This window comes from Paraeggerthella sp. LCP19S3_G8, assembly GCF_052119225.1.
GTDB classification, from domain to species: Bacteria; Actinomycetota; Coriobacteriia; order Coriobacteriales; family Eggerthellaceae; genus Paraeggerthella; species Paraeggerthella hominis.
Map to the genome: position 1 here is coordinate 67,520 of NZ_JBQKFQ010000003.1, position 21,210 is coordinate 88,729.

The window sequence follows — 21,210 nt, forward strand, 5'->3', positions numbered from 1 at the left end:
CGGCCCAGGCGCGACCCCCCGTCGGCGGCTCGTCGGCGCATCCGACCCTCACGTGCAACCCCTCCAGCGGCCACCGGCGCAGTCAACCCGCAGACGCGGCACTCGACGCTACCGCTTCCTGCGCGCGCGTCCCTTTCCGCCCTTGCGATCGGATGCCTTCTCGCCGCGCATGCGACGAGCCTCCTCGCGACGTTCGCGCAGGTCAGCGGTTTCCTGCTTGAGCACTCGATAGGACGCGAACCGCTCCTTGCTGATCTCGCCAGCCTCCACCGCAGCACGCACGGCGCACCCAGGCTCGTCAACATGGCGGCAATCGCGGAATCGGCAGCCCTCGGCAATCTCTTCCACGTCCGAGAACGCGGCGCCGATGCCCGCATCGGCCTCCCACAAGCCCAGGCCGCGCACGCCGGGCATGTCCACCATGAACCCGCCGCCGGGAATGGGGACCATCTCGCGACTCACCGTGGTATGACGGCCCTTCCCGTCGTCGCGCACGGGCGTCGTTTCTTGAATATCGCTTCCCACCAGCATGTTCACCAGACTCGACTTCCCCACGCCGCTCTTTCCCAGCAGCACGGCAGTCGTATTTCGGGGCACCAGATCACGCACGGCCTCCACACTGACGGGATCGTTTTCGGAAACCACCAGCGTCTGCACGTCGGGACCCACCAGCGCGCGCACGCGATCGCGCACCTCGGCCACATGCGCTTCGTCCTCGGCAAGATCCGCCTTAGTCAGCACAACGGTCACCAAGGCACCCGTTTCGTAAGCCAGCACCAGCTCGCGCTCAAGCCGACGAGCGTTCACGTCGGCAAGGGGCTGCGCCACGAACACGCGGTCGAAGTTCGCGGCAAGCACCTGCGGAAGCGCCCGTTCGGTCGGATCTTTGCGCACGAACGCGCGCGTGCGCGGAAGAATACTGGCTATGATGCCCTTGTCATGCCCCTCCGGCACGTCCACTTCAACGAAATCGCCGATCACGGCGCGCACTTCCTCGCCCTTGACCAGCGCCGTTGCATGTTCGCATCGCACAAGCGTCCCATCGTCGCATCGCACAAGCGGATATCCACGATCAAGCTTGACTACCTGGGCCCTTTGCAAGCGTCCTCCTCTGCTCCAATCGGCACAACCGCACCCTCACCATCAAAAAAGCGCTAGCGCTGGCGCTCCCTCAACCAATAGAATACGCCCGTCATGGCAAGGCCGATGGCCACGGCCACGATACCGGGGACGAACGTTCCGAACACGAACGGATCCTGCTTTCGCTCGCCGGGCTCGATAACGGTCACAACTTCGGCATGCAAGTCCGACAGACCCTCGTGATCCGGGCACACCAGGTGAAACGTTCCTCGCACCTGCACGATGGAGCCTTTTCTGTCGTACGCGCCGAACGTGTCTATTTTCGCCGCCGCCTCGCTCGACATGTACACCGTAATGGTTGCCGAATCGCCCGGCGACGAAAGCGTGATCCAGCGATGCCTTCCATCCAAGCCCTCTTTGATGCTATCGCCAATGGCCTCGCCCGTTACTTGCACGGTTTGGTTATCGTAATACGCGTCGGCCTCGCTCAAGTCGGCAATGGACGTATCGTAGATGAACGAGCTATCGGGAAGCTGCTGCGGATTCACCGCATTCCCGCCTTCGGCCTCTTCGGCATACGCCGTTGCAGCGGCACCGCTCGACGCAAAGCTCCCGATCAGAATGCACGCCATCAAGACCGCCGCCATCGTCCACCACGTTCTTTTCCTGTTGCACCACGGCACGTTCACGACCGATGCACCAACCTTCGGGGATCAAGCGACACGACAATTTCAACGATAAGCGCCAGAAGCGTCACGAACTCAAGACGGCCGGCCCACATTTGAAGGATGTAGAACAGCTCGAGGGTGACCGGCATACCCGGAGCCGCAAGCCCCGAAGAAATGCCGCCGTTGCTGGCCATAGCCACCGATTCGAAAATAGCCTGCGTCGCGTCGTAACCATGGGCAATGCCCACCAGCGAGCCAATCGCATACGTGACCACGTACAGCACGAACACCGTCATAGCCTCTTTCACCACTTCGGGCGAGAGAATGCGGCGACCAACGTGATTGTAGTCAACCACCACGCGCGCGGAGTCGGGCGCAAGTGCTTCCTTGATAGTTGCCACCAACGATTTCATGATAACGCCCATGCGGCTGAACTTGAAACCGCCCGAAGTGGACCCGCCGCTGCCTCCGACGGCCATCAGAATGGCCACCACCAAAAACGCGCCCGACGAAAGGGCCGTGGTCAGCTGATTTGTAGTGACGTTCTGAAATCCCGTAGTCGAGAAGGCCGAGATCACCGTGAACAAGCCGCGCCGCAGCATGGCCGGCAGGTTGGAAAACTCGGCGCTCGCGCTCAACGAAGCTGCAAAAACACAGGTCATGACCGCAATCCACAAAACCATCGTGCGAATTTCCAAGTCTTTGAAGAACACTTCGACATGGCCCTTCCACACCTCGGAATGAAGCACGAAGTTGATGGATCCCAGCAGCATAAGCAGCATGAGCACCAGCTCGATGGGCAGGGAATGATAGTACATAACGCTTTGGCTCATGGGCGCGAATCCGCCGGTCATAAAGCCGGAAATCGACAGCCACAGCGACTGCAAAAGCGCGCGCGACGGCTCCATCCCTATGAACAGGCACATGCCCGTCAAGATAACCGTTGCAATGAGGATGATGCCGACGGCGATCTTCGCAATGAACTGCGTGGTTTGGACCACGTTGGGAACCACGTGCTCGCTTCGGCCCTCGGACATATACAGGCTGGCACCCGCGCGCTTGCCGAACAGGCCGAACGACAACGCCACAACGATGAGTCCCAAGCCTCCGATCAGGTGCATCATGAAGCGCCACATGTTGTCGGCGTTCGACAGGTGATCCAGATCGGTGATGATGCTTGCGCCGGTGGTGGTAATGCCCGACACGCCGTCGAACAACGCGTCAAGGTACGTTTCGTAGTGGCCCGACAGGTGGAGGGGAATCGTGGCAACCATAGCCAGCACGATCCAAGCCAGACCGGTGACAACAAGGGCTTGCTGGCGGTTGAGCCGTCCGGGCTCTATGCGCAAAAAGCGCAGGCCAGACCCTATGATAAGAGAAACGCCAATGGTCAGCAGATAGTTGGCCGCAGGAATCCATTCCTGAAACGCAAGAGCCGTCGCAAACGGCACCAGCAGCGCCAAGGACGAGAACAGCACGAGCACGCCCAGGTAGTGGCCGATGACCCGGACATCGTATAAGGTGAACCGCTGCCACATGGTGCGCTCTAACCTCGCTTTATTCCGCAGACGCGCGGTGTTATCTCGAAGCCGATCAATCCAGCACGACCCTTACGACAATGATAAGCGTCCACAGCGCAAGCAAAAAGCAAAGCAACGCCAACATCACAACGCCGAACCCCAGGGCTGGCGTCTCGATAGCTTGGCGGATGTCCTGTTTTCTTTTGCGCATGCAGGTATTCTAGTACAAATATGCGCAACACGACACGCCAGCTCGGCAACAGCGCACAACCCAGAAAAGACGCCGAAGCGCCAGCTTTGCATATTCGCAGCCCGTTCGCAAGGGCGTTCAGCAAAGAAATCGACACCTAATCGTTAAACTTTTCACCTGCGGGGCTTGCGCAAGGGGTGTCAAGGTATAATTTCCGAATCTTTTAATCGCCCGCACAAATTTACAACCATTCGTGCGGACATGGGGTTTCCCGTCGCAAAAGCGCGCGGGACGGAAAGGAACAGTAATGGCAACGGAAGAAGACATCGACTACTCGTTGTCGCGCGTTCCTGACGAAGCGAAACAGCCGTTTTGGCGGATTCTCTTCATCAGGATCGGCGCGATCTGCTGCGTGTCGCAGCTCATGTTGGGAGCCGCACTCGGCTTCGGCTTGACCTTTTGGGACGCGTTCCTGGCAACCATGCTGGGATCGGTGCTGCTGCAGGTAGTCAGCTGGGCGCTTGGCACCGCCGCTGCCCACGAGGGCTTGTCCACCAGCTTGCTTTCGCGCTGGGCGGGCTTCGGCAAGGGCGGCTCTGCCCTGTTCGGCGGCGTTGTGGCCATCTCGATGGTCGGCTGGTTCGGCGTGCAGAACTCCGTGTTCGGCGAAGGCATGGCCAGCATCGTCACGCTGACCGACTTCCTGGGCGGCATGGAGTACCCGATTTGGGCCATCGTCACCGGCCTGGGCATCACGCTCCTGGTCGTGTTCGGCATCAAGGCCATCGCGAACTTCGCGGCTATATTCGTGCCCTTGTTCGTGATCGTGGTCATTGTGGCCGCAGCCATCATCCTGCAGAACCACTCGCTCACCGAGCTTCTGACCACCGCGCCTCCGGGACCGGCCCTTACCCTGGGCGCCGCCACCACCATGGTTGCGGGCGGCTTCATTGCAGGCGCCATCTGCACCCCCGACTACGCGCGCTTCCTGAAGAACGGCAACCAGGTGTTCTGGATGACGCTCATCGGCACGTTCGTGGGCGAACTGGGCATGAACCTTCTGGCCGTTCTGCTGGCGCACGCCATGGGAACCGAGAACGTCGTCGACATCATGATGGGCACCTCGGGCATCATCGGCGTCATCATCGTTGTGGCCTCTACGGTCAAGCTCAACGACATCAACCTGTACTCGTCCAGCTTGGGCCTGGCCACCATGCTGAACGCCCTGTTCAACAAGAAGCTCAGCCGCAACGCGCTGGTATGGATGCTGGGCATCGTGGGCACCGCGCTGTCGGTTATCGGCATCATCAACTACTTCACCGACTTCCTGGTGCTGCTGGGCGTGGCTATTCCGCCCGTCGCCGGCATCATGGTCATCGACTACTTCGTGCTGCGCCGCAGCCGCAAGACGCTCGACGAGTCGCGCGCCAAGGGCCAGCTGCCCGCGAAGGTCGAGAACTGGAACCCCATCGCAATCGTGTGCTGGATCGCCGGCTTCGCCGTGGGCGAAGTCACCAGCATCATGGCAATCGGCATTCCGGGCCTGAACTCGCTTGTTCTGGCCGGTGTGCTGTACTGGGCCATCATGAAGGCTTACGCCAGCATCAAGAAGCAGGACGTGATCACGTTCGCGGAAACGGATCAGGTCCTGTAAGCGAAGAGCATAGCTCCTTGCAGGTGAAAGCCCCGCTCGCGCGCACTGCGCCGGCGGGGCTTTTCGTTTGTGCGCAAATCAGCCTGCTTGCGCGAGTCAGCCTGGAAGCACATTGTCGCCCGAAACGTACGTTTTTCGGGCTGAAAACGTACGTTTCGGGCGACAATGCAGGCGGCGCTAGCTCTCGGCGCAATGGGAAACGCCGGCGATAGCGGCAGGCCCAGCGAAAGCGCAGTTCAACCAGACTTCCCCTTACGGCAGCAGCACCAAATCGTACAAGTCGGGACGGCGATCGCGCAGATAAGGGCTGCGCTCGCGGAAGCCGTCGATCTCGTTCAGATCGATATCCGCGTACAGCACGCCTTCGGCAGGATCCTCCAGCTGCGCCACCACATGGCCGCGCGGGTTGCACACCAGCGAACGACCGGGCATCGACAAGCCGTCCTCTTCGCCGAAGCGGTTCACAGCCGCCAAGAACACCGTGTTCTCCAATGCGCGGGCAGGGGCGTTCACGTCCCACACGTCCATGTCCTCGGCGCACCACGCACTGGGGCACACCACCAGGTCGGCGCCTTGCAAGGTCAACATGCGCGCCACCTCCGGGTAGCCCATGTCGTAGCAGATCATCACGCCGACGCGCCCGAAATCAGTCTCGAACACCGGGCAGTCGCAGCCGGAGCGGAAGTAGAAGCGCTCCAAAGCCCACAGGTGCTGCTTGTCGTACGTACCCATGAGGTTGCCGCCGCGGTCAATGAACACGGAGCTGTTGTACACCACGCCGGTCAAATCGTACGTCAGCGCAAGACCGGCAACCACGTAGCAATTCGCAGCGCGAGCAGCTTCGCACAAAGCCGTAACCGTAGGGCCTTCCACCGGTTCGGCGAGTTCGACAATGCGAGGTCCCACGATGTTCAGCTGGTACCCCGTAGAGAACAACTCGGGGAAAATCACCAGGTCGGCGCCTTGTGCCCCAGCCTCGGCTATCATGCGGCAAGCTTTTTCGGTATTGGCGGCCGGATCGCACAGGGCGCTTTCAAACTGGACGAGCGCCAAACGCGCCGTGCGCTTCGCTTCGGTCATGAACAACTCCTTTATTGGGTGCAGATTTCGTCTTGACGGCATTATCTCATGACGAACGCAGAACGCCAAAGAACAAGCAGCCGAATGTCGGGAAGATGGACGCAGCAGGGCGAAAGCCGCAGCAAACGCGCCGCGTTATCAGCAAAAAGCTCGGAACAGACCGTCAAACGCGCGTTGGACGGCCGTACGAATTCGCGAATTCCAACACCTTGTCGAGCGACGCCATAAGATCCTCGATCTCGTCCACGCCAATCGTGTTGCAGAATTCCGTGATAAGCGCGTGCATCTCGTACTGGCACCCTTCTGCCAGCTCCCATCCACGCTCCGTCAGCTCGATCGACACGGTTCTCGCATCATCGCGCAGCCGTTCCCGCTTCACGTACCCTTTGTCTTCAAGCGGCTTGAGCGCTTGCGACAGCGAACTGGCGGGCATGCGGAGCAATCGGGCGAGCGACCCGGGACGGATCGTCTCGCCTTTCTTCTGATGGCCTGACAAAACCATCAGGACATCGGCTTCGAGTTGCGAAAGGCCCATGCGCGCCATATACGGCTGCGAACACGTCCGGTTGACCTCTTTCACCAACCGGAAAAGTTCGGTCACGATCGCTATTTCTTGAAGGGAAGCCTTCATCGGGGCCTTTCGCTTGCTCGAATCCACATACTCTGTCTAGGATAGCGGAATCCTAGCCGAAGCGGTACTCCACGCCCATCGTGGGCTGGGGGTTGTCCCACTTCTTGACGATGGTGCCCTCGCAGGCTATGCGGCAGGTGCCGCACTCCAGGCAGCCGGCGTAGTCGAACGACTTCGCGCCCGACTCGTCGACCTTGTAGAGGGCCGCCGGGCACACGCGCACCAGCTTGAGGAACTCCTCGTCGTCCGGGTCGTCCACCAGCTCGATGTGGGCGCTCTCCTCGTCCACCTCGTACTTGTCGAGGGCAAGGAACTCGTCGACGTTGACGGTGATGTCAGCAATAGCACTCATAGGGCCTTCGTCGCTCCTCTCACTTCGCGAGCGAGCTTGAACAGCCCGCGCTTCTTCACGATGGGCATCATGCGCTTCACGAGCGGCTTCTGCGGTGCGCCGTCCACGCTGAACATGGCGTTGAAGATCTCCCTCACCATGGCGGGGTACTCGCCGAACATGCGGTCCCAGCCCTCCATGACGTGGGGCCACTTGCGGAAGGTCTCGAGGTCCTTGATGACGAACGAGCCCTCCATGGCCTGCTTGTACGAAGCCAGGCCCGCCGCGCTCGTGTCGCCCGCGTCCAGCGCCTTGACGGCCGCCTGCCCCGCCATCTGGCCCGATGCCACGGCGAAGTCCATGCCGCGCACCTGGTAGCCCATGTTCATGCACAAACCCGCCGTCTCGCCGGCCACCAGGCAGCCGTCGAAGACGTACTTCGGGATCATGTCGTAGCCGCCCTCGGGCACCATGTGGCCGGAGTGCTCGACCAGCTTCGCGCCGCGGATGATGGGCGCCACGGCCGGGTGGCTCTTGAAGTCCTCGAACATCTGGTACACCGGGTACGGGTTCGACGCGTCGGCCGCGGTGGAGATGGTGGCCACGAGGCCGAGCGAGATCGAGTCCTTGTTGGTGTACAGGAAGCCGCCGCCCACGTTTCCGTGCGTGCAGTCGCCCACGAACAGCATCGCCGCGCCCTCGCCCTCGGGCACGAGGAAGCGGTCCTCGATCTGGGAGGCCGGCAGCTCGAGCACCTGCTTGATGCCCACGGCCATCTGGGAGGCCTTGGGGCGGGGGTTGCCCAGGCAGCGCTCGGCGAGCACGGTGTTGCAGCCCTCGGCCAGGACGACCACCTCGGCGGTGATCTCGTCCTCGCCCGCGCGCACGCCGCAGACCTTGCCGGAGCCGTCCTTCAAGAGCTCCTCCACGGCGATGCCGCAGATGTACTCGGCGCCCGCGTCCTCGGCCTTGGAGGCCAGCCACTGGTCGAACGGCCCGCGCAGGACGCTGTAGGAGTCCTTGCCCTCCTCGGCCAGCTCCGGGCTGGCGAAGTCCACCGCCAGCTGCGCCGCGGGGTCCATGAACGCCATGCGCTCGTGGGTGATCTTGCGCTCGAGGGGCGCCTCCTGCTCGAAGTCCGGGAACACCTTCTTGAGCGAATGCGAGTAGATCCGCCCGCCCGTCATGTTCTTGGCGCCGGCGAAGCTGCCGCGCTCGACCACGAGGACCGACTTGCCGGCGCGCGCCAGCTCGTAGGCCGCCACGGCCCCAGCGCAGCCGGACCCGACGACGATCGCGTCGAAATCAGCCATGTCCTATCCTTTCTCGTATCGGGGTGAAGGGGCCGCTTCCCGCAGCCCCTTTCGCGCCGGCTCCCTACAGGGCTGCCGCCAGCGCGGGGAGGACCGTTTTGAGGTCGCCCACGATGCCGTAATCGCACTGCTTGAAGATGGGAGCGTTCTTGTCCTTGTTGATGGCGAACATGGTTCCGGCGCGGTTCACGCCCACCATGTGCTGCATCTGACCAGAAATGCCCACGCCCACGTACACCTTCGGCGCCAGCATCACGCCGGACACGCCGATGTAGGCTTCCTTCGGCATCCAGTCTACGCCCTCGGCCAAGGGGCGCGAGCATCCGCACTCGCCCCCGATCTTGGCGGCCAGGGCGCGCATGAGCTCGAGGTCGGCCTCCTCGGCGAAGCCGCGGCCGCCGGCCACGACCACGTCGGCGGCAGGCAGGTCAACGTCGCTGGCGGGCAGGTCCTTCTCGCCCGTGACGCGCAGGGCGCGCTCGGGGGCCTCAAACGCTGCCTCCTCGACGGCGTCGGTGCCCGTGGCGGCGGACTCGTCGAACACGCCCGCGCCCACCGTGTAGACGGCCAGGCTGCCGGCCGGCTTGCTCTTGCGCTGACCCACGCCGCCGAAGTACATGGTGGTGGCCAGGCCGTCGGCGAACTCGATGACGTCGGTGACGGCGGCGGTCCCGGCGTGCGCGGCCAAGCGGCCCGCGAGCACCTTGCAGCGGCGCGTGGGCTCGACCAGCGCCACGGACGGGGCCTCGGCGTCGGCGATCGCGTTCACGGTCGCGTACGCGTCGTCGATCGCGGAGCCGGCGGGGACGTCGACGTGGACGACCTTGTCGGCGACGCCGGTCGTCGGCTCGACGCCGGGGGCTACCAGGACGACCTCGTCGGCCATCGTGCGGGCGCCCGCGCACAGGGCGCGCGCGGCGAGCGGGGTTTCGGCTATAACGAGTGCTTTCATTGCTGCACCAACCTTTCCTACAGGGCCGCTTTGAGGGCGGCTGCGAACTTTTCGATGTCGCCGTCGACGGAGGCGTCGAGGATCTCGAGCTTGCGCTCGGCCTGCTGGGGGGCCTTCGTCTCGACGATCTCGACGACGGCCGGGGCGGCCTCGGAGGCGGCTTCGACCGTGGAGGGCTTCTTGCCGGCGGCCAGGATGTCCTTCATGCCCGGGATGCGCGGCAGCGCGACGTCGGGGACGACGGACACGACGGCGGGCAGGTCGACCTGGACGGTCTGGACCTGGGACTCGAGCATGCGGTCGCACGTCGCGACGCCGCCCTCGACGGAGATGGCGCACACCGCCGTGACGACCGGCAGGCCCAGCGCGTCGGCCAGCTGCACGTCGACCTGCTGCGCGTAGTTGTCGGCGGAGCCGTCTCCGCACACGACCAGGTCGAACCCGCCCTGCGCGCCGACCAGCTTCGCGAGCATGGCGGCGGTGGCGTGCGCGTCCAGGTCGGCGCAGGCGTCGTCGGCGACCATGGCCAGCTCGTCGACGCCGCGGGCCAGGATGCCCTTCTTCAGCTTCGAGTCGTCGGCCTTCGCGTCGGCGACCGACACGGCGACCACCTTCGAGCCGTCGTGCGCGGCGGCCAGCTGGGCCGCGGCCTCCAGCGCGTTCAGGTCGTAGGTGGAGACGATGCGATGGGCCTTGGAGTCGTCCAGGCTCCTATCGGCAGCGACGACGATGTCCTGATCGTCGGCCAGAACTTTGATGGGAACGATGATGTTCATGGTATGACTATCCTTTCTAACTTATCGTCAGCATGCCGCGCGTGCGACATGGACGCTTCGACCAAACGGTTGGGTACCGCACAAAGCGGCTAGGCGATACGCAGCGGTTGGACCAAGCGTCCATGTCCGCAGGCGATACCGTGGCCGGCCGGGAAGGTCGGCCACGGTGCGCAGCGTTGCTGTTACTGCTGATGCTTGGCAGCGGCTTCCTCGAACTGCTTCTCGAAGAAGATCTTCTTGGCCAGGACCAGGTGATACTCGCCGGTCTGGAGAACGTCGCCGTTCTGGTCGATCATCGACATCTGGATGATGATGACGCCGCGCTCGGGCTTGTTGTCGTCCTTCGCAACAATCTCGGACGTGGTGTAGACGGTGTCGCCCACGGCCGGCATCTTCAGGAACTTCCAGTTCTTCGTGCCCTTGGTGGCAAGAATGGAGTTGTTCATCTTGGCCATCATGGGATCGGAGGGGTTGATGGAGGGCGTGAACGTGTAGATCAGCATGTGCTGAGCCAGCACGGTGTCATGGCCATGGGCCTTGCAGTACTCGAGGTCCATGTGAATGGGAGCCCACTCGCCGGAGATGCCGGCGAAGTTCAGGATGTCAGCCTCGGTGATGGTGCGACCCGTGGTAGCCGGCGTCTTGTGGTTCAGGGGCACGTCCTCGAAGAACCAGGTGTCCTTGAACTTGGCGTCGAAAGCTGCCTGCAGTTGCTCGTTCATAATGAGATCCTCCTCAAATGGTTGCTTGTGTTAGTTCTTCTTGGCGATGGAGTAGTAGCGCACGTTGTCGAGGCAGGTCGTGCCTTCCTGGTTGATGCCCAGGATGGAGATCTCGATGGTGCCCGTGCCGTCGCCGTTGTCCTCTTTGCCCACGATCTCGCACTCCAGGTGAATCGTGTCGTTGAAGAACACCGGGTTGAAGAACTTCACATGCTTGAAGCCCGTCAGATCGCCCAGAGTCTCGGCCGTGGCCGTCCAGAACTCCGTGCGCTTGAGCATGCCGCCCACCAGCGTCAGCGTGAGCGCGCCGTGAGCAACGTTCTTGCCGTACATGCCGGTCTTAGCAAACTCCTTGTCCAAGTGGACCAGGTTGTAGTCGCCCGTGATCTGCGCGAAGTTCACCACTTCAGCGTTGGTGATGGTGCGGCCACCGGGAGACTGGAACTTGTAACCAACCTCAACGTCCTCGAAGTACATCGGTGCTTGCAGCATTCTGACTCCTCCTTAATAGGTAGTGCTTCTTTGTATCGAATGCCCGCCGTCGGCGGCGGCGGGGTAATACCGTTGTTCGCGCTTATGCGCAAGGCTCATGCTCGGACAGCCCTTGCAGGCGCTGCTCAATGAGCTCTTTTCTTCTAATCTTGCCGAAATCGGTGCGGGGCATGCACTCGATGATCTCGAACGTCTTCGGGCACTTGTACCCGCTGATCTTCGTACGAAGAAACGCGCTCAAGTCATCGAACGATATCGACGATGCATCCATTCCCGCTTCAAGCTCCAGGATGGCATGCACGCGCCGACCCCACTCCTCATCGGGAATGCCGATCACCACGGCATCTTGAATGCCCGGGTAATCGAACAGGGCGTTCTCCACCTCGGCCGTGTACACGTTCTTCCCGCCGGTGACGATCATGTCCACCCGGCGGTCGGATATGTACAGATAGCCGTCGGCATCAAGCCAGCCCATGTCCCCCACGCTGCAGTAGCCCTCATCATCGGCCGCTATGGACGGCGCCCCCACGTAATGCGTTATCAGGCCAGGAACCGGCTTGCCAAAGATCTCGCCAACCTGTCCAGCCGGCAGGACCTCGCCCTCCTCGCTCCTGATCTGGAACGCGCACCCCACGGGTCGTCCCACGCTGCCGCGATGTTCAAGCCACTCGTCGCCTCGAATGACGGCGGAACCCACCATCTCGGTTGCCGCGTACATTTCGTACACGCGATCCGCGCCCAAACGATCGATCCAGCCAAGCTTCACGCGGTCCGGGCAAGGCCCGCCGCTGTGGAACACCGCCTTCAAGCTGCTCAGGTTGCGCGTCGTAAACGACGGCTCGGCCATCATGCGCTCCATCATGGTGGGCACCAAACCAATGCAATCGATCTGGTGCTTCTCAATCAGTTCAAGCGCACGTGCAGCGTTGAACCGCTCCATCAAGTACACGGTCTGCCCGAAGAACAAGCCAATGTAGGTGGTGTTGTTGTACAGGTTGTGGAACAACGCACCCGGCACCAGCTGTCGACCCCATGCAATCTGGCCGGTCATAGCCGTCCAGCTTTCCAGGTCGGCACCGCAGTACGCGGGTTTGATCCCCTGCACCACCAGCTTCGGCTTCCCGGACGACCCGCCCGTTGCCACCGCGCGCATCGGCGTGCAGGCGAAAAAGGGCAGGTTTTCGGAACCCTCCGGGAAGTCTCCGGCCATCCATTCACGCACGTCCTCTCGCGTAGCCGCACCGTGAGATCCTTCGAAATCCCAGTCCGACACAAGAAGACGGCAGTCGATCAAACCAAGCAGATCGCGCTTTTCAGAAGCGGTTCCCTTGGGGGGCATGAACACACAGCAGGCTCCCAGCTGCCAAGCCGCGATGGTGACCACCGCATGCTCGAGGCAGTTAGGCAAGGCAACAGCTACGAAGTCTCCTTCGGCCACGCCCTGGGCATGCAGGTGGCTGGCCACCTTCTCCACCGCCTCGAACAACTCTTTGCGCGACATGCTGCGCTCGGATCCGTTGTTGGCGACTTCGACCAGCGCCGTCTCATCTCCCCATGCTTCAGCAAGCCTTCTAAGCTGCTGGGCAAGATCGATGGACTTCTGCGGAATGCCTTCATGCCGTGAGCTCATAAACGTCAACCCCCCTTCGAACCGTACCCTCCTGCAATGCGACTATCAGATTAGCGGTACTGCTTGAGAATTTGCGGAGCGGTGTTGAACACCATAACCTGATCGGAACCGCCCGCGATGCGGCAGCTGCGGATGTCGACGTAGTAGCGGCCCACGCGATGGTCGCCCACCACGCCGATGCCGGCCAGGATCTGCACGGCGTCGTCAACCACTTCGCAAGTGGTCTTGGAGCAGTAGTACTTCGCCATGCCGGCCAGGATGCGCACGTCTTCGCCGTTGTCGGCCTTCCAGCACAGCTTGTACAGCATGTTCATCATGTTCTCGATCTTGCAGGCCATGTTCATGACCATTTCCTGCACCAGCTGGTAACGACCGATCTGCTGACCGAACTGCTCGCGCTGGTTAGCGTAGGCGCAAGCGTCCTCGAACGCGTTCACAGCCGTAGCGATAACGCCGGACACGTTGGCGATGCGCTCGCGGGTGAAGTTGTGCATGGTCTGCATGAAGCCGTTGTGCTCCTGACCCAAGATGGCGGAGCGAGGCAGGCGCACATCGTTCAGGAACACTTCGCAGATGCTGGTGGGAGCATCCTCGTGGCCCATCTTCGGAAGCTTGTTGATGGTCACGCCCGGAGTGTCGCGGTCGACCAGGAACATCGTAGCGCCGCGGTGCACGTTGTCCACGGTGGGGTCCTTGGCGATAACGATGATGGCCGGAGCCTCCATGCCGCACGTGGTGTAGTGCTTGCCGCCGTTGATGACCGCGGTGTCGCCGTCCCACGTGTAGGACGTCTGCATGCCGGCAACGTCGGAACCCGTCGAAGGCTCGGAGATGCCCAGAGCCAAGGGGGCGCCGCCCTCGATGTAGGGCTTGACGTACTTCTCGATCTGCTCGGGCGTTCCGAAGGCGCACACATCGAACATCGTGGGCATGCCCATGGAGTAGAACGCGGACAGCGGGCCGCCGTAGCGAGCGATGGTGAAGTTGGCCAGAGCAACCGTCATCAGGTCGACATCAGTGCCGCCAACCTCCTCGGGCAGACCAAGACCCGTAAAGCCAGCCTCAGCCATGGCCTTCCAGGCGTCCCAGGGGAACTCGGCGTTGCGGTAGCACTCGCGCTCCTTCTCGGGCGGGAACTCGCGCTCGAGAAGCTCCTTGATGCTCTCAAGAAGCAGTTCCTGCTCCTCGGTCTTGGAAAAATCGATCATTGGTGGTGCCTCCTTGGGCGTGTTGTTGCTCCGTGCGGGGGCGCGGGGAGCGCACCCCCGCACGGATCGGAAACGGTATTTCTTCGAACCGGCGTGCAGCCGCCGATCGTTCTTGCTTTGCTGCTATTCAGCGGCCTTCTTCTTGGCGGCAGCGGCGGCAGCCATCATCTTCTCCATGTTGTACTGGTCTTTGTTCCACTGGTCCTCTTCGGTCACGATGCCGCGCTCGCGCAGGTCGTCGATCTTGGCGTCGTCGAAGCCGTACTCCTTGAGGACTTCGCGGGTGAACTCGCCCGGATAGCCGCTGGCCACGAACTCAGCCTCGCCCGAAGAGAAGATGGCGGGAGCCTTGACGATGCCGATGTGCTTGCCGGAGGGATAGTCGATGCCCTGGAAGAAGCCGGCGTCCCAAGCCTGCTGGTCGTCCTGCAGGTCGGAGAAGTGCTGGCACAGGTCGAACGGGATGTCGGTGGTCATGAGCTTTTCGATAGCCTCGTCGCGCGTCACGCCGGCAAGAACCTCGGTGATGATCGGGGTGATCTCGGCGGAAGCGGCAAGCGCGGTCTGGTAGTCAGGCCACTTGGCGATGTAGCCCTCGTCCATGCCGAACGCATGCACGAACTCCGGCCAGGAGTTGTGCCACTGCAGGCCCATGAGCGCGATGGCCTTCTCGTCGGAGCACATGTACGGACGAGCCAGCGGCAGCACCGAGTTCGGATCCGTGGGATACTCGTCGCCGTAGGCAGCGGTCACGATGGGCACGCCCACGCTCCACATGCCGGCATGCATGAGCGCCACGTTGACGTCCTGGCCCTTGCCCGTGCGCTGCTGCTCGACGTACGCAGCCAGCACGGCCATCGCCAGGTAGGTGCCCGTGGGGATGTCGCCGAAGCCAAAGTACGGGATCATGGGGTTGTCGCCCTTGATGGGGCAGTCCAGGTCGTAGCCAGCGCGCGCCGCGTACGAAGCAGCATCGAAGCCGCCGCGCGGAGCCCACTCGCCCTTGGTGCCGTAGCCCGAGGTGGAACCGCAGATGATCTTCGGGTTGATGGCCGACAGGCTCTCGTAGTCAAGACCGAGCTTCTTGGAGTCCTTCGGGCGCAGGTGCGACAGGAACACGTCGCAGTCCTTCAGCATTTCCTTCAGGATGGCCAGACCCTCGGGGTTGCGGGTGTCCAGCGTGATGCAGCGCTTGCTGGCGTTGATGGAGTCCCAACCAGCCTGGTCGCCGTTGTAAATATGACGTGCAAGACCGATACCGCGGTTGCTGTCGCCAGTGGGCGGCTCAACCTTGATGACGTCGGCACCCCACTCGCCCAGGATGCGGCCGCCCATGGGAGCTGCCATGAACGCGGCGATCTCGATAACCTTCATGCCTTCCAGTAGTTTCAGAGCCATGATGCTTCCTCCTCTTTCTCAGGATGGATGTTTCGGCGATACCCCGACCGTTCGGGGTCGTCATGCACGGGGCAATGCCCCGCAGAAACCAAAGGGTGGTGGCGCGCTTCGGATGTGCGGTGCCGGATCGCGCGCCCGGATCCAGCACCGCAGGGGCGATGCGGTTACGCCTTCGGCATCCACATGGCCTGGACCTTCTTGCCGGTCTTGAAAGCCATGATCATGGAGATGGCGCAGACAACGATGAAGCCAAGGATCATGATGAGGGCCGGAGTGAAGCTGCCCGTGGCGTCGTAGATGAAGCCGTACGCCGGGATCAGGATCATGGAGCCGATGCCCGTGGCCATCATGACGATGCCGTAGATGGAGCCGAACTCTTTCTGACCGAACAGCGTGCCCAGAACCAGCGGGCCGATAACGCCCAGGGTGGCGGACAGGCAGCCGTAGAAGAACAGCGAGCCGAAGAACATGTACAGGTTCGTGCGGAAGAAGATCAAGCCGACCAGCGCGATGATGCCGCAGGCGCACGCAACCATCGTAGCCTTCAGGGGGCCCAGCTTGTCGGAGATCGTACCGAACACGATAGCAGCGATAGCCGTGCCGATCATGTACGCCGTCATGGCGAAGCCGCTGGTCACGGTGTCGAAGCCGGCCTCAATGGCAAGCGTGGGAACGATGGAGGCGAACGCCAGCGTGCCGGTGAGCAGCACCATGAAGATGAAGAAGAACCAGAACGTCGGGGTCTTCAGGGCTTCCTTCGAGGTCAAACCAGGCAGGTTCTTGGCGGCAGCAGCAGCGGCAGCCGGGTCGGCAGCCTGAGCCTTCGCATCCTCTTCGGTAGCGCCCAGGGGCAGCGTGTTCTTCTGCTCGGGAGTGCGGAACAAGAACAGCGCAGCCGGGATGACAACAACCAGGGCAAGCACGCCCAGCACGATGTAGCCCATGCGCCAACCGGACGAAGCGATGATGGAGGAAACGACCGGCGAAAGGACGGCGGAGCAGATGGCAACGAAGCTCATCATGATGCCCATGGCCAGGCCGTTCTTGTCCTTGAACCAACGGTTGATCATCATCGGGCCCACCAGCTGGGTCACGAACACCGAGCCGAACGCCATGAGCGCGGCCAGTGCATAGAAGCCCCACACGGCGTCGACCAGGGACAACGCCGCGAAGCAGCCCGCCTGCACGATAACGCCCACGATGGTGACGATGCGGATGTCGAACTTGTCGAGCAAACGACCCGCGAACGGGCTCCAGAACATGGTGACGAGAGCGGAAATGGACGACATCATCGCCACTTCGCCCACGCCGATATGCATATCAGCGCTGATGGGCTGGAAGAACAGGCCCATGCCGCTGTTGATGCCGCCACGGCACAGACCCATCATCAGCAAAACGCCGACGAGGACGAACCATGCGAAGTGAATCCCCTTTTTCTTGGCTGTATTGGTAGCCATCGATTACCTCCTGTTGTGCGGACGCGTCCCCCTCCGGGTTCGTGTCCAACAATTGCTTCCAACGTTGTAGTACGTTTTCCACTCTGCGAATAAAGCTGCACGTCGATGCGGTTTCGAAGGATCGCTCGATGCGAAGCTTGATGCGCAGACGACACCGTGACATGCCCCATGCACGGTGGCCGGCCTTCCAGGAGCGTATGGCTGAGGTCCCTGACTATGAGTAGGATGGTCAAAACACGCGAAGTGACCTGCCAGTCGCCGAAAACGGCGGCATCTGAACAAGTTTCGTCTATACTTTGCGGTATCGATTCCTATGGCTTGGATCGGTCAGGGGGGTAAGCCGGTTCGTCTCCGGGAAGGTGTGGCGCTGCTACGCCATGCCTTCAACCCCTTTCTCTAGGCAGTCCGAATACAACATGGCCGGGGCCCTGCAAGGGCGCACGCGACCAAGGCATGCCTTCTCAAGCTATAAAAATGAAGAGTTTCGTTGCGGATGCTTCGCCGTAGTTAGCGGACGAGCAAGAAACGCGATGGGTTTGCAGAAGCGGAGCGAACAAAGCGGTTTCCTTCGGAAGCGTGAAACGCGAGAAGAACGCTTTGAACTGTCGGGGGCAACCTTTACGGTTCCAGGCCCATTTGCTCATGAGCATGCCCATCTTGGCTTGCCGTAAGCGATGGTTACGCTTGATATGCGACTTGACATCAAGAACAAACATATCAGTCCCCTAGAACGTTGCCCAGAGTCGAGGCCCGTTGCCTCGATCGATGGGTCATATAGTATCTTCCGACACATAATACGTCAACGCAGAATTTTATGTTCTTAAAAATATGTAGTAACTAAAGTATCGGCAGGATGCAGGGTGCGGGAACGGGCGATAAACGCAGGGGCGGGGCCGATGCGCCCTTTGACCCGGCTCCGATTCTCCCTGCTTGCGCCGCTTCGTCGAGGTTCTGTCAAAACGAACGAGTTTTGCTGGTCCTCAAATCAGGATAAATACAGCAAGCAGCGCTCTGACCAGGCATGATGAAAAACGCCCCTTGGCAACCTGCCTGCAAGAGGCGAAAAATCCCCGCAAAACTCGTCCGTTTTGACAGAATTGAAAAGCCCTGCGGCCAAATCGTCTCTAGCGTGCGACCGGCAAGGCCGACGAGGCTGGCCGGGCTGTCGCTTCAGACGAGCTCCTTGGCCGGCGCCGCAGTGCAAGCGTCGATAAACGCAGGGGCGGGGCCGATGCGCCACCGGTCCCGCCCCTGCGTTTGAGAAGGCTCCGCGCACAGGCGGCGAAGCCTTCTTCGATATGAAAAGAGCCTACAGCATCAAATCGCCGACAGCCTTCACGCGGATGCACAGCGCATCGCCCAGATACGCCATGGGGATGTCCTCCACGTCGACCACTTCCACGGTGCTGGGGTTGGCGCCCGCCTCGATGGCTTCGTCGCATGCGCGCTGCTTCGATTCGGCAATCGCCTGGTCACGCGGCGTTTCGGACAGCGAGAACACCTTGGCTATCTGGCCGGACACCTGCGCGATGGCCGAGCCCACGGCATTCGCCACACCGAAGTTCTCCGGGCGCAGCACCTGGCCCGCGCCCTCAAGCTCTTCGGGCGAAAGAATGGAGCCGCCGCCCACCAGGATGACGGTCACGTCGCCGGTAGAGGTCTTCATGGCGTCCACGGCGTCTTCGATGATGCGCTTGATCTCCACGTACGCCGCATCCACCAACGCGGCATCCAAATGCGCCACCTTCGCAGGGTCGCCCACGCCATCAGCCAGCCCCTTGGCCACCACGATGTCGGTAGCGGTCAGCGTCTGCCCGCCGAAGCACAGCGCTTCGCGCGTCACCTTGTAGCCCACGCTGTCGGGGCCCACGGTCACGCGGCCGTCGTCCAGCTGTCGCACCAGCGAGCCGCCGCCCAAGCCCACGGACACCAGGTCGGGCATGCGGAAGTTCGTGCGCACGTCGCCAATCTCCACGGCCACCATGCTTTCGCGGGGGAAGCCATGTGCCAGCACGCCCACATCGGTGGTGGTACCGCCGATGTCCACCACTACGGCGTCCTTCTCCTGCGTCAGGAAGGATGCGCCGCGAATGGAGTTCGTAGGACCGCAGGCAATCGTGAAGATGGGATAGCGCTTGGCGTAGTCCACGGACATGAGCGTGCCGTCGTTCTGCCCCAGGTACACCGCCACGTCGGCCAAGCCCTCGGAAGCCAGCGCGGCCTCGAAGCTGTCGGCCGTCGTGCGCGCCACGTCGTAGAGCGCGGCGTTCAGGATGGACGCGTTCTCGCGCTCCAAGAAGCCGAGCGATCCGATTTCGGAAGACAGCGTAACGGGGAATTCCTCGCCCAGCTCCTCGCGCAGCACCGCCGCGGCACGCTTCTCGTGCGCGTCGGAAACGGGAGAGAACACGCTGGTCACCGCAACGGACTCGAAGCCTTCTTCGCGGACGACGCGCGCAACCTCGCGAATCTGGTCCTCGTTGAGGGGGCTGATCTCGCGACCGTCGAACTCGTTGCCGCCGTGCACCAAGAAGTCGCGCACGCGCATGGCGCTCTTCAGCTCGTCGGGCCAGTCGGCCATGCAGCTGATGGCCGTGGTGGCCGGCGCACCCACGCGCAAAGCGGCAACCTTGTTGAGGCGCTTGCGCTCGACGATGGCGTTCGTGCAATGCGTGGTGCCCAGCATGGCGAAGCCGATGTTCTGAGCGGCCTCCATGCCAACCTGCGAGATCACTTCGTGCATGGCCGCAACGATGCCGCTCATGACGTCTTCGGTGGTGGGACTTTTGGTGGCGGCGACCAGCTTCAGGTCGCCGTCGATGATAACCGCGTCGGTGTTCGTGCCGCCGACGTCGATGCCCAAGCGCCACGTGCGCAACTGACCTGCCATTATGCCTGCACCCCCTGGATTTTCGTCGCCTGAGCCGCCGCTACGCGCTCCTCAAGCGGCACGTAGTCGATGTCGTAGCCGAACGCGCGCGGGCCCACTACGGCCAGGCCTTCAGGCGTGCGCCACTGCGGAGCGCACGGCATGCCCACCACAACCACGCGAGCGCCGTACTTGAGGCCTTCCGTGGTAACGGGCGCACCGGACTCCATGTCCAGCGACATGATAAGGTCGGGCGACGTGGTGACCGGCTGGCCGTCGCGCAACGCAATAAGGTTCTCGTTTTGGAACTCGATGATCAGCTGGCTGCCCTTGTCCTCGTCCAGGCCGTCCACGATGGCGCGCCCGCGCACGAACATGCCGTCGGTCTTGCGCTCCACATCCACCACTTTGCCGCGGAACAGGCGGAAGCCCTTGGTCACGCGCAACACGGCGTCGATGGGATCGGCGTGCTGCTCGCGCGCTTCGCGCATGGTGCGGCCGATTTCCTCGCACAGCGTGGGGGTGTCGGGAATGCAGAAGTCTTTGAGCTGCTTGCCCGTGCACGGGTACGAGGCCAAGATGGTGTAGCCGCCCATAACCGACGTGGCCTGGCGCGCGATGCGCTCGAGCCAGCGATCGTCGATGCCGCGCACCGTAACGGTGTTGCCCTTCTCGTCAGCGAGCACCGCCGGCTGGCCTTTCACGCCGTTGATGCCCAGCGTGGTCATTTGCAGTTCGGGAAACGCGCGCCCCATGAGGTCGCAGTCCACCACGGGAATCTGACGCGTCGCGCCCAGGATGAACGGGATGGTCGAGTTCACGCCGCCCGCTTCGACGGCGTAGATGGCGTAGGGCTCTTGCCCCAGCTCGTTGACCAGCTCGTCGTAGGTGGCCATGGGCTCGGCGCCGCTGCAAATCTTCTCCACCATGATGGTGGGCGCGCCCATCATCTGCGAAACGCACACCACTGCGTCATCGGGAACCTCGTCAGGCGAGATAAGCTCCACCTCGCCGTACTTCTTGATAGCTTCGATGGCCATAAGCTTGCCAACATAGGGGTCGCCGCCCCCGCCAGCGCCAAGGACGGTTGCGCCAAGCGCCATGTCCTCGATCTCTTTGATGCCGATCTTCCTTCTCATGGTGCGTGAGCCCTTTCTCCGCGTAGCGTTGACATGACCAGTCTGTCATTCGGATTGTAATAGAGCAAGCCGGCAACGAACGCGTCGAACTTGCAAAGTG

General features: G+C 62.2%; 18 protein-coding genes. 1 reads left to right on the forward strand and 17 read right to left on the reverse strand.

Going from position 1 to position 21,210, the window contains the following annotated elements:
- Nucleotides 1–108 precede the first annotated feature (108 nt).
- The 3 genes from rsgA to ACTQZK_RS03980 are packed head-to-tail and all read right to left on the reverse strand — an operon-like array spanning nucleotide 109 to nucleotide 3,286.
- Nucleotides 109–1,101: a ribosome small subunit-dependent GTPase A gene (gene rsgA / locus ACTQZK_RS03970; protein ID WP_114566662.1), complete on the reverse strand. Its 993-nt coding sequence runs from the start codon at nucleotides 1,099–1,101 to the stop codon at nucleotides 109–111.
- A 53-nt stretch (nucleotides 1,102–1,154) separates the two neighbouring features.
- On the reverse strand, nucleotides 1,155–1,727 hold the full coding sequence (locus ACTQZK_RS03975; RefSeq protein ID WP_441898555.1) for a hydrolase: 573 nt from the start codon (nucleotides 1,725–1,727) through the stop codon (nucleotides 1,155–1,157).
- A 38-nt stretch (nucleotides 1,728–1,765) separates the two neighbouring features.
- Nucleotides 1,766–3,286 (reverse strand): TrkH family potassium uptake protein, encoded by a 1,521-nt coding sequence (locus ACTQZK_RS03980; RefSeq protein ID WP_114566663.1) that lies wholly within the window; start codon nucleotides 3,284–3,286, stop codon nucleotides 1,766–1,768.
- Between the two features lie 479 nt (nucleotides 3,287–3,765).
- Between ACTQZK_RS03980 and ACTQZK_RS03985 the strand changes: the two genes are divergently transcribed.
- On the forward strand, nucleotides 3,766–5,112 hold the full coding sequence (locus ACTQZK_RS03985; RefSeq protein ID WP_216529168.1) for a purine-cytosine permease family protein: 1,347 nt from the start codon (nucleotides 3,766–3,768) through the stop codon (nucleotides 5,110–5,112).
- A 252-nt stretch (nucleotides 5,113–5,364) separates the two neighbouring features.
- On the opposite strand, the gene ACTQZK_RS03990 is transcribed toward ACTQZK_RS03985, so the two are convergent.
- From ACTQZK_RS03990 to ACTQZK_RS04055, 14 genes are all read right to left on the reverse strand, one after another.
- Nucleotides 5,365–6,192, reverse strand: a complete 828-nt coding sequence (locus ACTQZK_RS03990) for a nitrilase-related carbon-nitrogen hydrolase (RefSeq protein ID WP_114566673.1) — start codon at nucleotides 6,190–6,192, stop codon at nucleotides 5,365–5,367.
- 163 nt (nucleotides 6,193–6,355) lie between these two features.
- Nucleotides 6,356–6,793, reverse strand: a complete 438-nt coding sequence (locus ACTQZK_RS03995; protein ID WP_181792544.1) for a MarR family winged helix-turn-helix transcriptional regulator — start codon at nucleotides 6,791–6,793, stop codon at nucleotides 6,356–6,358.
- A gap of 82 nt (nucleotides 6,794–6,875) precedes the next feature.
- On the reverse strand, nucleotides 6,876–7,175 hold the full coding sequence (locus tag ACTQZK_RS04000; protein WP_441898558.1) for a ferredoxin family protein: 300 nt from the start codon (nucleotides 7,173–7,175) through the stop codon (nucleotides 6,876–6,878).
- Entirely contained in the window at nucleotides 7,172–8,467 is a 1,296-nt protein-coding gene (locus ACTQZK_RS04005) for an FAD-dependent oxidoreductase (protein ID WP_441898560.1), read from the reverse strand. The genes ACTQZK_RS04000 and ACTQZK_RS04005 overlap by 4 nt, the downstream gene beginning before the upstream one ends.
- Nucleotides 8,468–8,531: 64 nt before the next feature.
- Complete coding sequence (locus ACTQZK_RS04010; RefSeq protein WP_225749600.1) at nucleotides 8,532–9,419, reverse strand: electron transfer flavoprotein subunit alpha/FixB family protein; 888 nt, start codon at nucleotides 9,417–9,419, stop codon at nucleotides 8,532–8,534.
- 17 nt (nucleotides 9,420–9,436) lie between these two features.
- Nucleotides 9,437–10,195, reverse strand: a complete 759-nt coding sequence (locus ACTQZK_RS04015; RefSeq protein WP_216529164.1) for an electron transfer flavoprotein — start codon at nucleotides 10,193–10,195, stop codon at nucleotides 9,437–9,439.
- Nucleotides 10,196–10,377: 182 nt separating this feature from the next.
- The gene (locus ACTQZK_RS04020) at nucleotides 10,378–10,917 is read right to left on the reverse strand and encodes a MaoC family dehydratase (RefSeq protein ID WP_114566679.1); all 540 of its coding nucleotides are present in this window, start codon (nucleotides 10,915–10,917) and stop codon (nucleotides 10,378–10,380) included.
- Between the two features lie 30 nt (nucleotides 10,918–10,947).
- Nucleotides 10,948–11,409, reverse strand: coding sequence for a MaoC/PaaZ C-terminal domain-containing protein (locus ACTQZK_RS04025; protein ID WP_114566680.1), 462 nt, complete (start codon nucleotides 11,407–11,409; stop codon nucleotides 10,948–10,950).
- A gap of 82 nt (nucleotides 11,410–11,491) precedes the next feature.
- Nucleotides 11,492–13,039, reverse strand: a complete 1,548-nt coding sequence (locus ACTQZK_RS04030; protein ID WP_418830848.1) for a class I adenylate-forming enzyme family protein — start codon at nucleotides 13,037–13,039, stop codon at nucleotides 11,492–11,494.
- 50 nt (nucleotides 13,040–13,089) lie between these two features.
- A complete protein-coding gene (locus ACTQZK_RS04035) occupies nucleotides 13,090–14,247 on the reverse strand; it encodes an acyl-CoA dehydrogenase family protein (protein ID WP_114566682.1) in 1,158 nt (385 codons plus the stop codon).
- Between the two features lie 123 nt (nucleotides 14,248–14,370).
- On the reverse strand, nucleotides 14,371–15,645 hold the full coding sequence (locus ACTQZK_RS04040; RefSeq protein WP_114566683.1) for a CaiB/BaiF CoA transferase family protein: 1,275 nt from the start codon (nucleotides 15,643–15,645) through the stop codon (nucleotides 14,371–14,373).
- 164 nt (nucleotides 15,646–15,809) lie between these two features.
- Nucleotides 15,810–17,102 (reverse strand): MFS transporter, encoded by a 1,293-nt coding sequence (locus ACTQZK_RS04045; protein ID WP_114566684.1) that lies wholly within the window; start codon nucleotides 17,100–17,102, stop codon nucleotides 15,810–15,812.
- 1,309 nt (nucleotides 17,103–18,411) lie between these two features.
- Nucleotides 18,412–19,992 (reverse strand): hydantoinase/oxoprolinase N-terminal domain-containing protein, encoded by a 1,581-nt coding sequence (locus ACTQZK_RS04050; protein WP_441898564.1) that lies wholly within the window; start codon nucleotides 19,990–19,992, stop codon nucleotides 18,412–18,414.
- Nucleotides 19,992–21,110 carry a DUF917 domain-containing protein gene (locus ACTQZK_RS04055; RefSeq protein WP_216529159.1) on the reverse strand — a complete coding sequence of 373 codons (1,119 nt, stop codon included), beginning with the start codon at nucleotides 21,108–21,110 and terminating at the stop codon, nucleotides 19,992–19,994. Before ACTQZK_RS04055 ends, ACTQZK_RS04050 begins: the two co-directional genes overlap by 1 nt.
- Between the last annotated feature and the right edge of the window lie 100 nt (nucleotides 21,111–21,210).

Coding starts and splice junctions, on each gene's coding strand:
- ACTQZK_RS04040 (WP_114566683.1), bottom strand. CDS start 15,645: ATGGCTCTGAAACTACTGGAAGGCATGAAGGTTATCGAGATCGCCGCG.
- ACTQZK_RS04025 (WP_114566680.1), bottom strand. CDS start 11,409: ATGCTGCAAGCACCGATGTACTTCGAGGACGTTGAGGTTGGTTACAAG.
- ACTQZK_RS04030 (WP_418830848.1), bottom strand. CDS start 13,039: ATGAGCTCACGGCATGAAGGCATTCCGCAGAAGTCCATCGATCTTGCC.
- ACTQZK_RS04045 (WP_114566684.1), bottom strand. CDS start 17,102: ATGGCTACCAATACAGCCAAGAAAAAGGGGATTCACTTCGCATGGTTC.
- ACTQZK_RS03990 (WP_114566673.1), bottom strand. CDS start 6,192: ATGACCGAAGCGAAGCGCACGGCGCGTTTGGCGCTCGTCCAGTTTGAA.
- ACTQZK_RS04050 (WP_441898564.1), bottom strand. CDS start 19,992: ATGGCAGGTCAGTTGCGCACGTGGCGCTTGGGCATCGACGTCGGCGGC.
- ACTQZK_RS03985 (WP_216529168.1), top strand. CDS start 3,766: ATGGCAACGGAAGAAGACATCGACTACTCGTTGTCGCGCGTTCCTGAC.
- ACTQZK_RS04015 (WP_216529164.1), bottom strand. CDS start 10,195: ATGAACATCATCGTTCCCATCAAAGTTCTGGCCGACGATCAGGACATC.
- ACTQZK_RS04010 (WP_225749600.1), bottom strand. CDS start 9,419: ATGAAAGCACTCGTTATAGCCGAAACCCCGCTCGCCGCGCGCGCCCTG.
- ACTQZK_RS04000 (WP_441898558.1), bottom strand. CDS start 7,175: ATGAGTGCTATTGCTGACATCACCGTCAACGTCGACGAGTTCCTTGCC.
- ACTQZK_RS04005 (WP_441898560.1), bottom strand. CDS start 8,467: ATGGCTGATTTCGACGCGATCGTCGTCGGGTCCGGCTGCGCTGGGGCC.
- ACTQZK_RS04020 (WP_114566679.1), bottom strand. CDS start 10,917: ATGAACGAGCAACTGCAGGCAGCTTTCGACGCCAAGTTCAAGGACACC.
- ACTQZK_RS03975 (WP_441898555.1), bottom strand. CDS start 1,727: ATGGCGGCGGTCTTGATGGCGTGCATTCTGATCGGGAGCTTTGCGTCG.
- ACTQZK_RS04035 (WP_114566682.1), bottom strand. CDS start 14,247: ATGATCGATTTTTCCAAGACCGAGGAGCAGGAACTGCTTCTTGAGAGC.
- ACTQZK_RS03980 (WP_114566663.1), bottom strand. CDS start 3,286: ATGTGGCAGCGGTTCACCTTATACGATGTCCGGGTCATCGGCCACTAC.
- ACTQZK_RS04055 (WP_216529159.1), bottom strand. CDS start 21,110: ATGAGAAGGAAGATCGGCATCAAAGAGATCGAGGACATGGCGCTTGGC.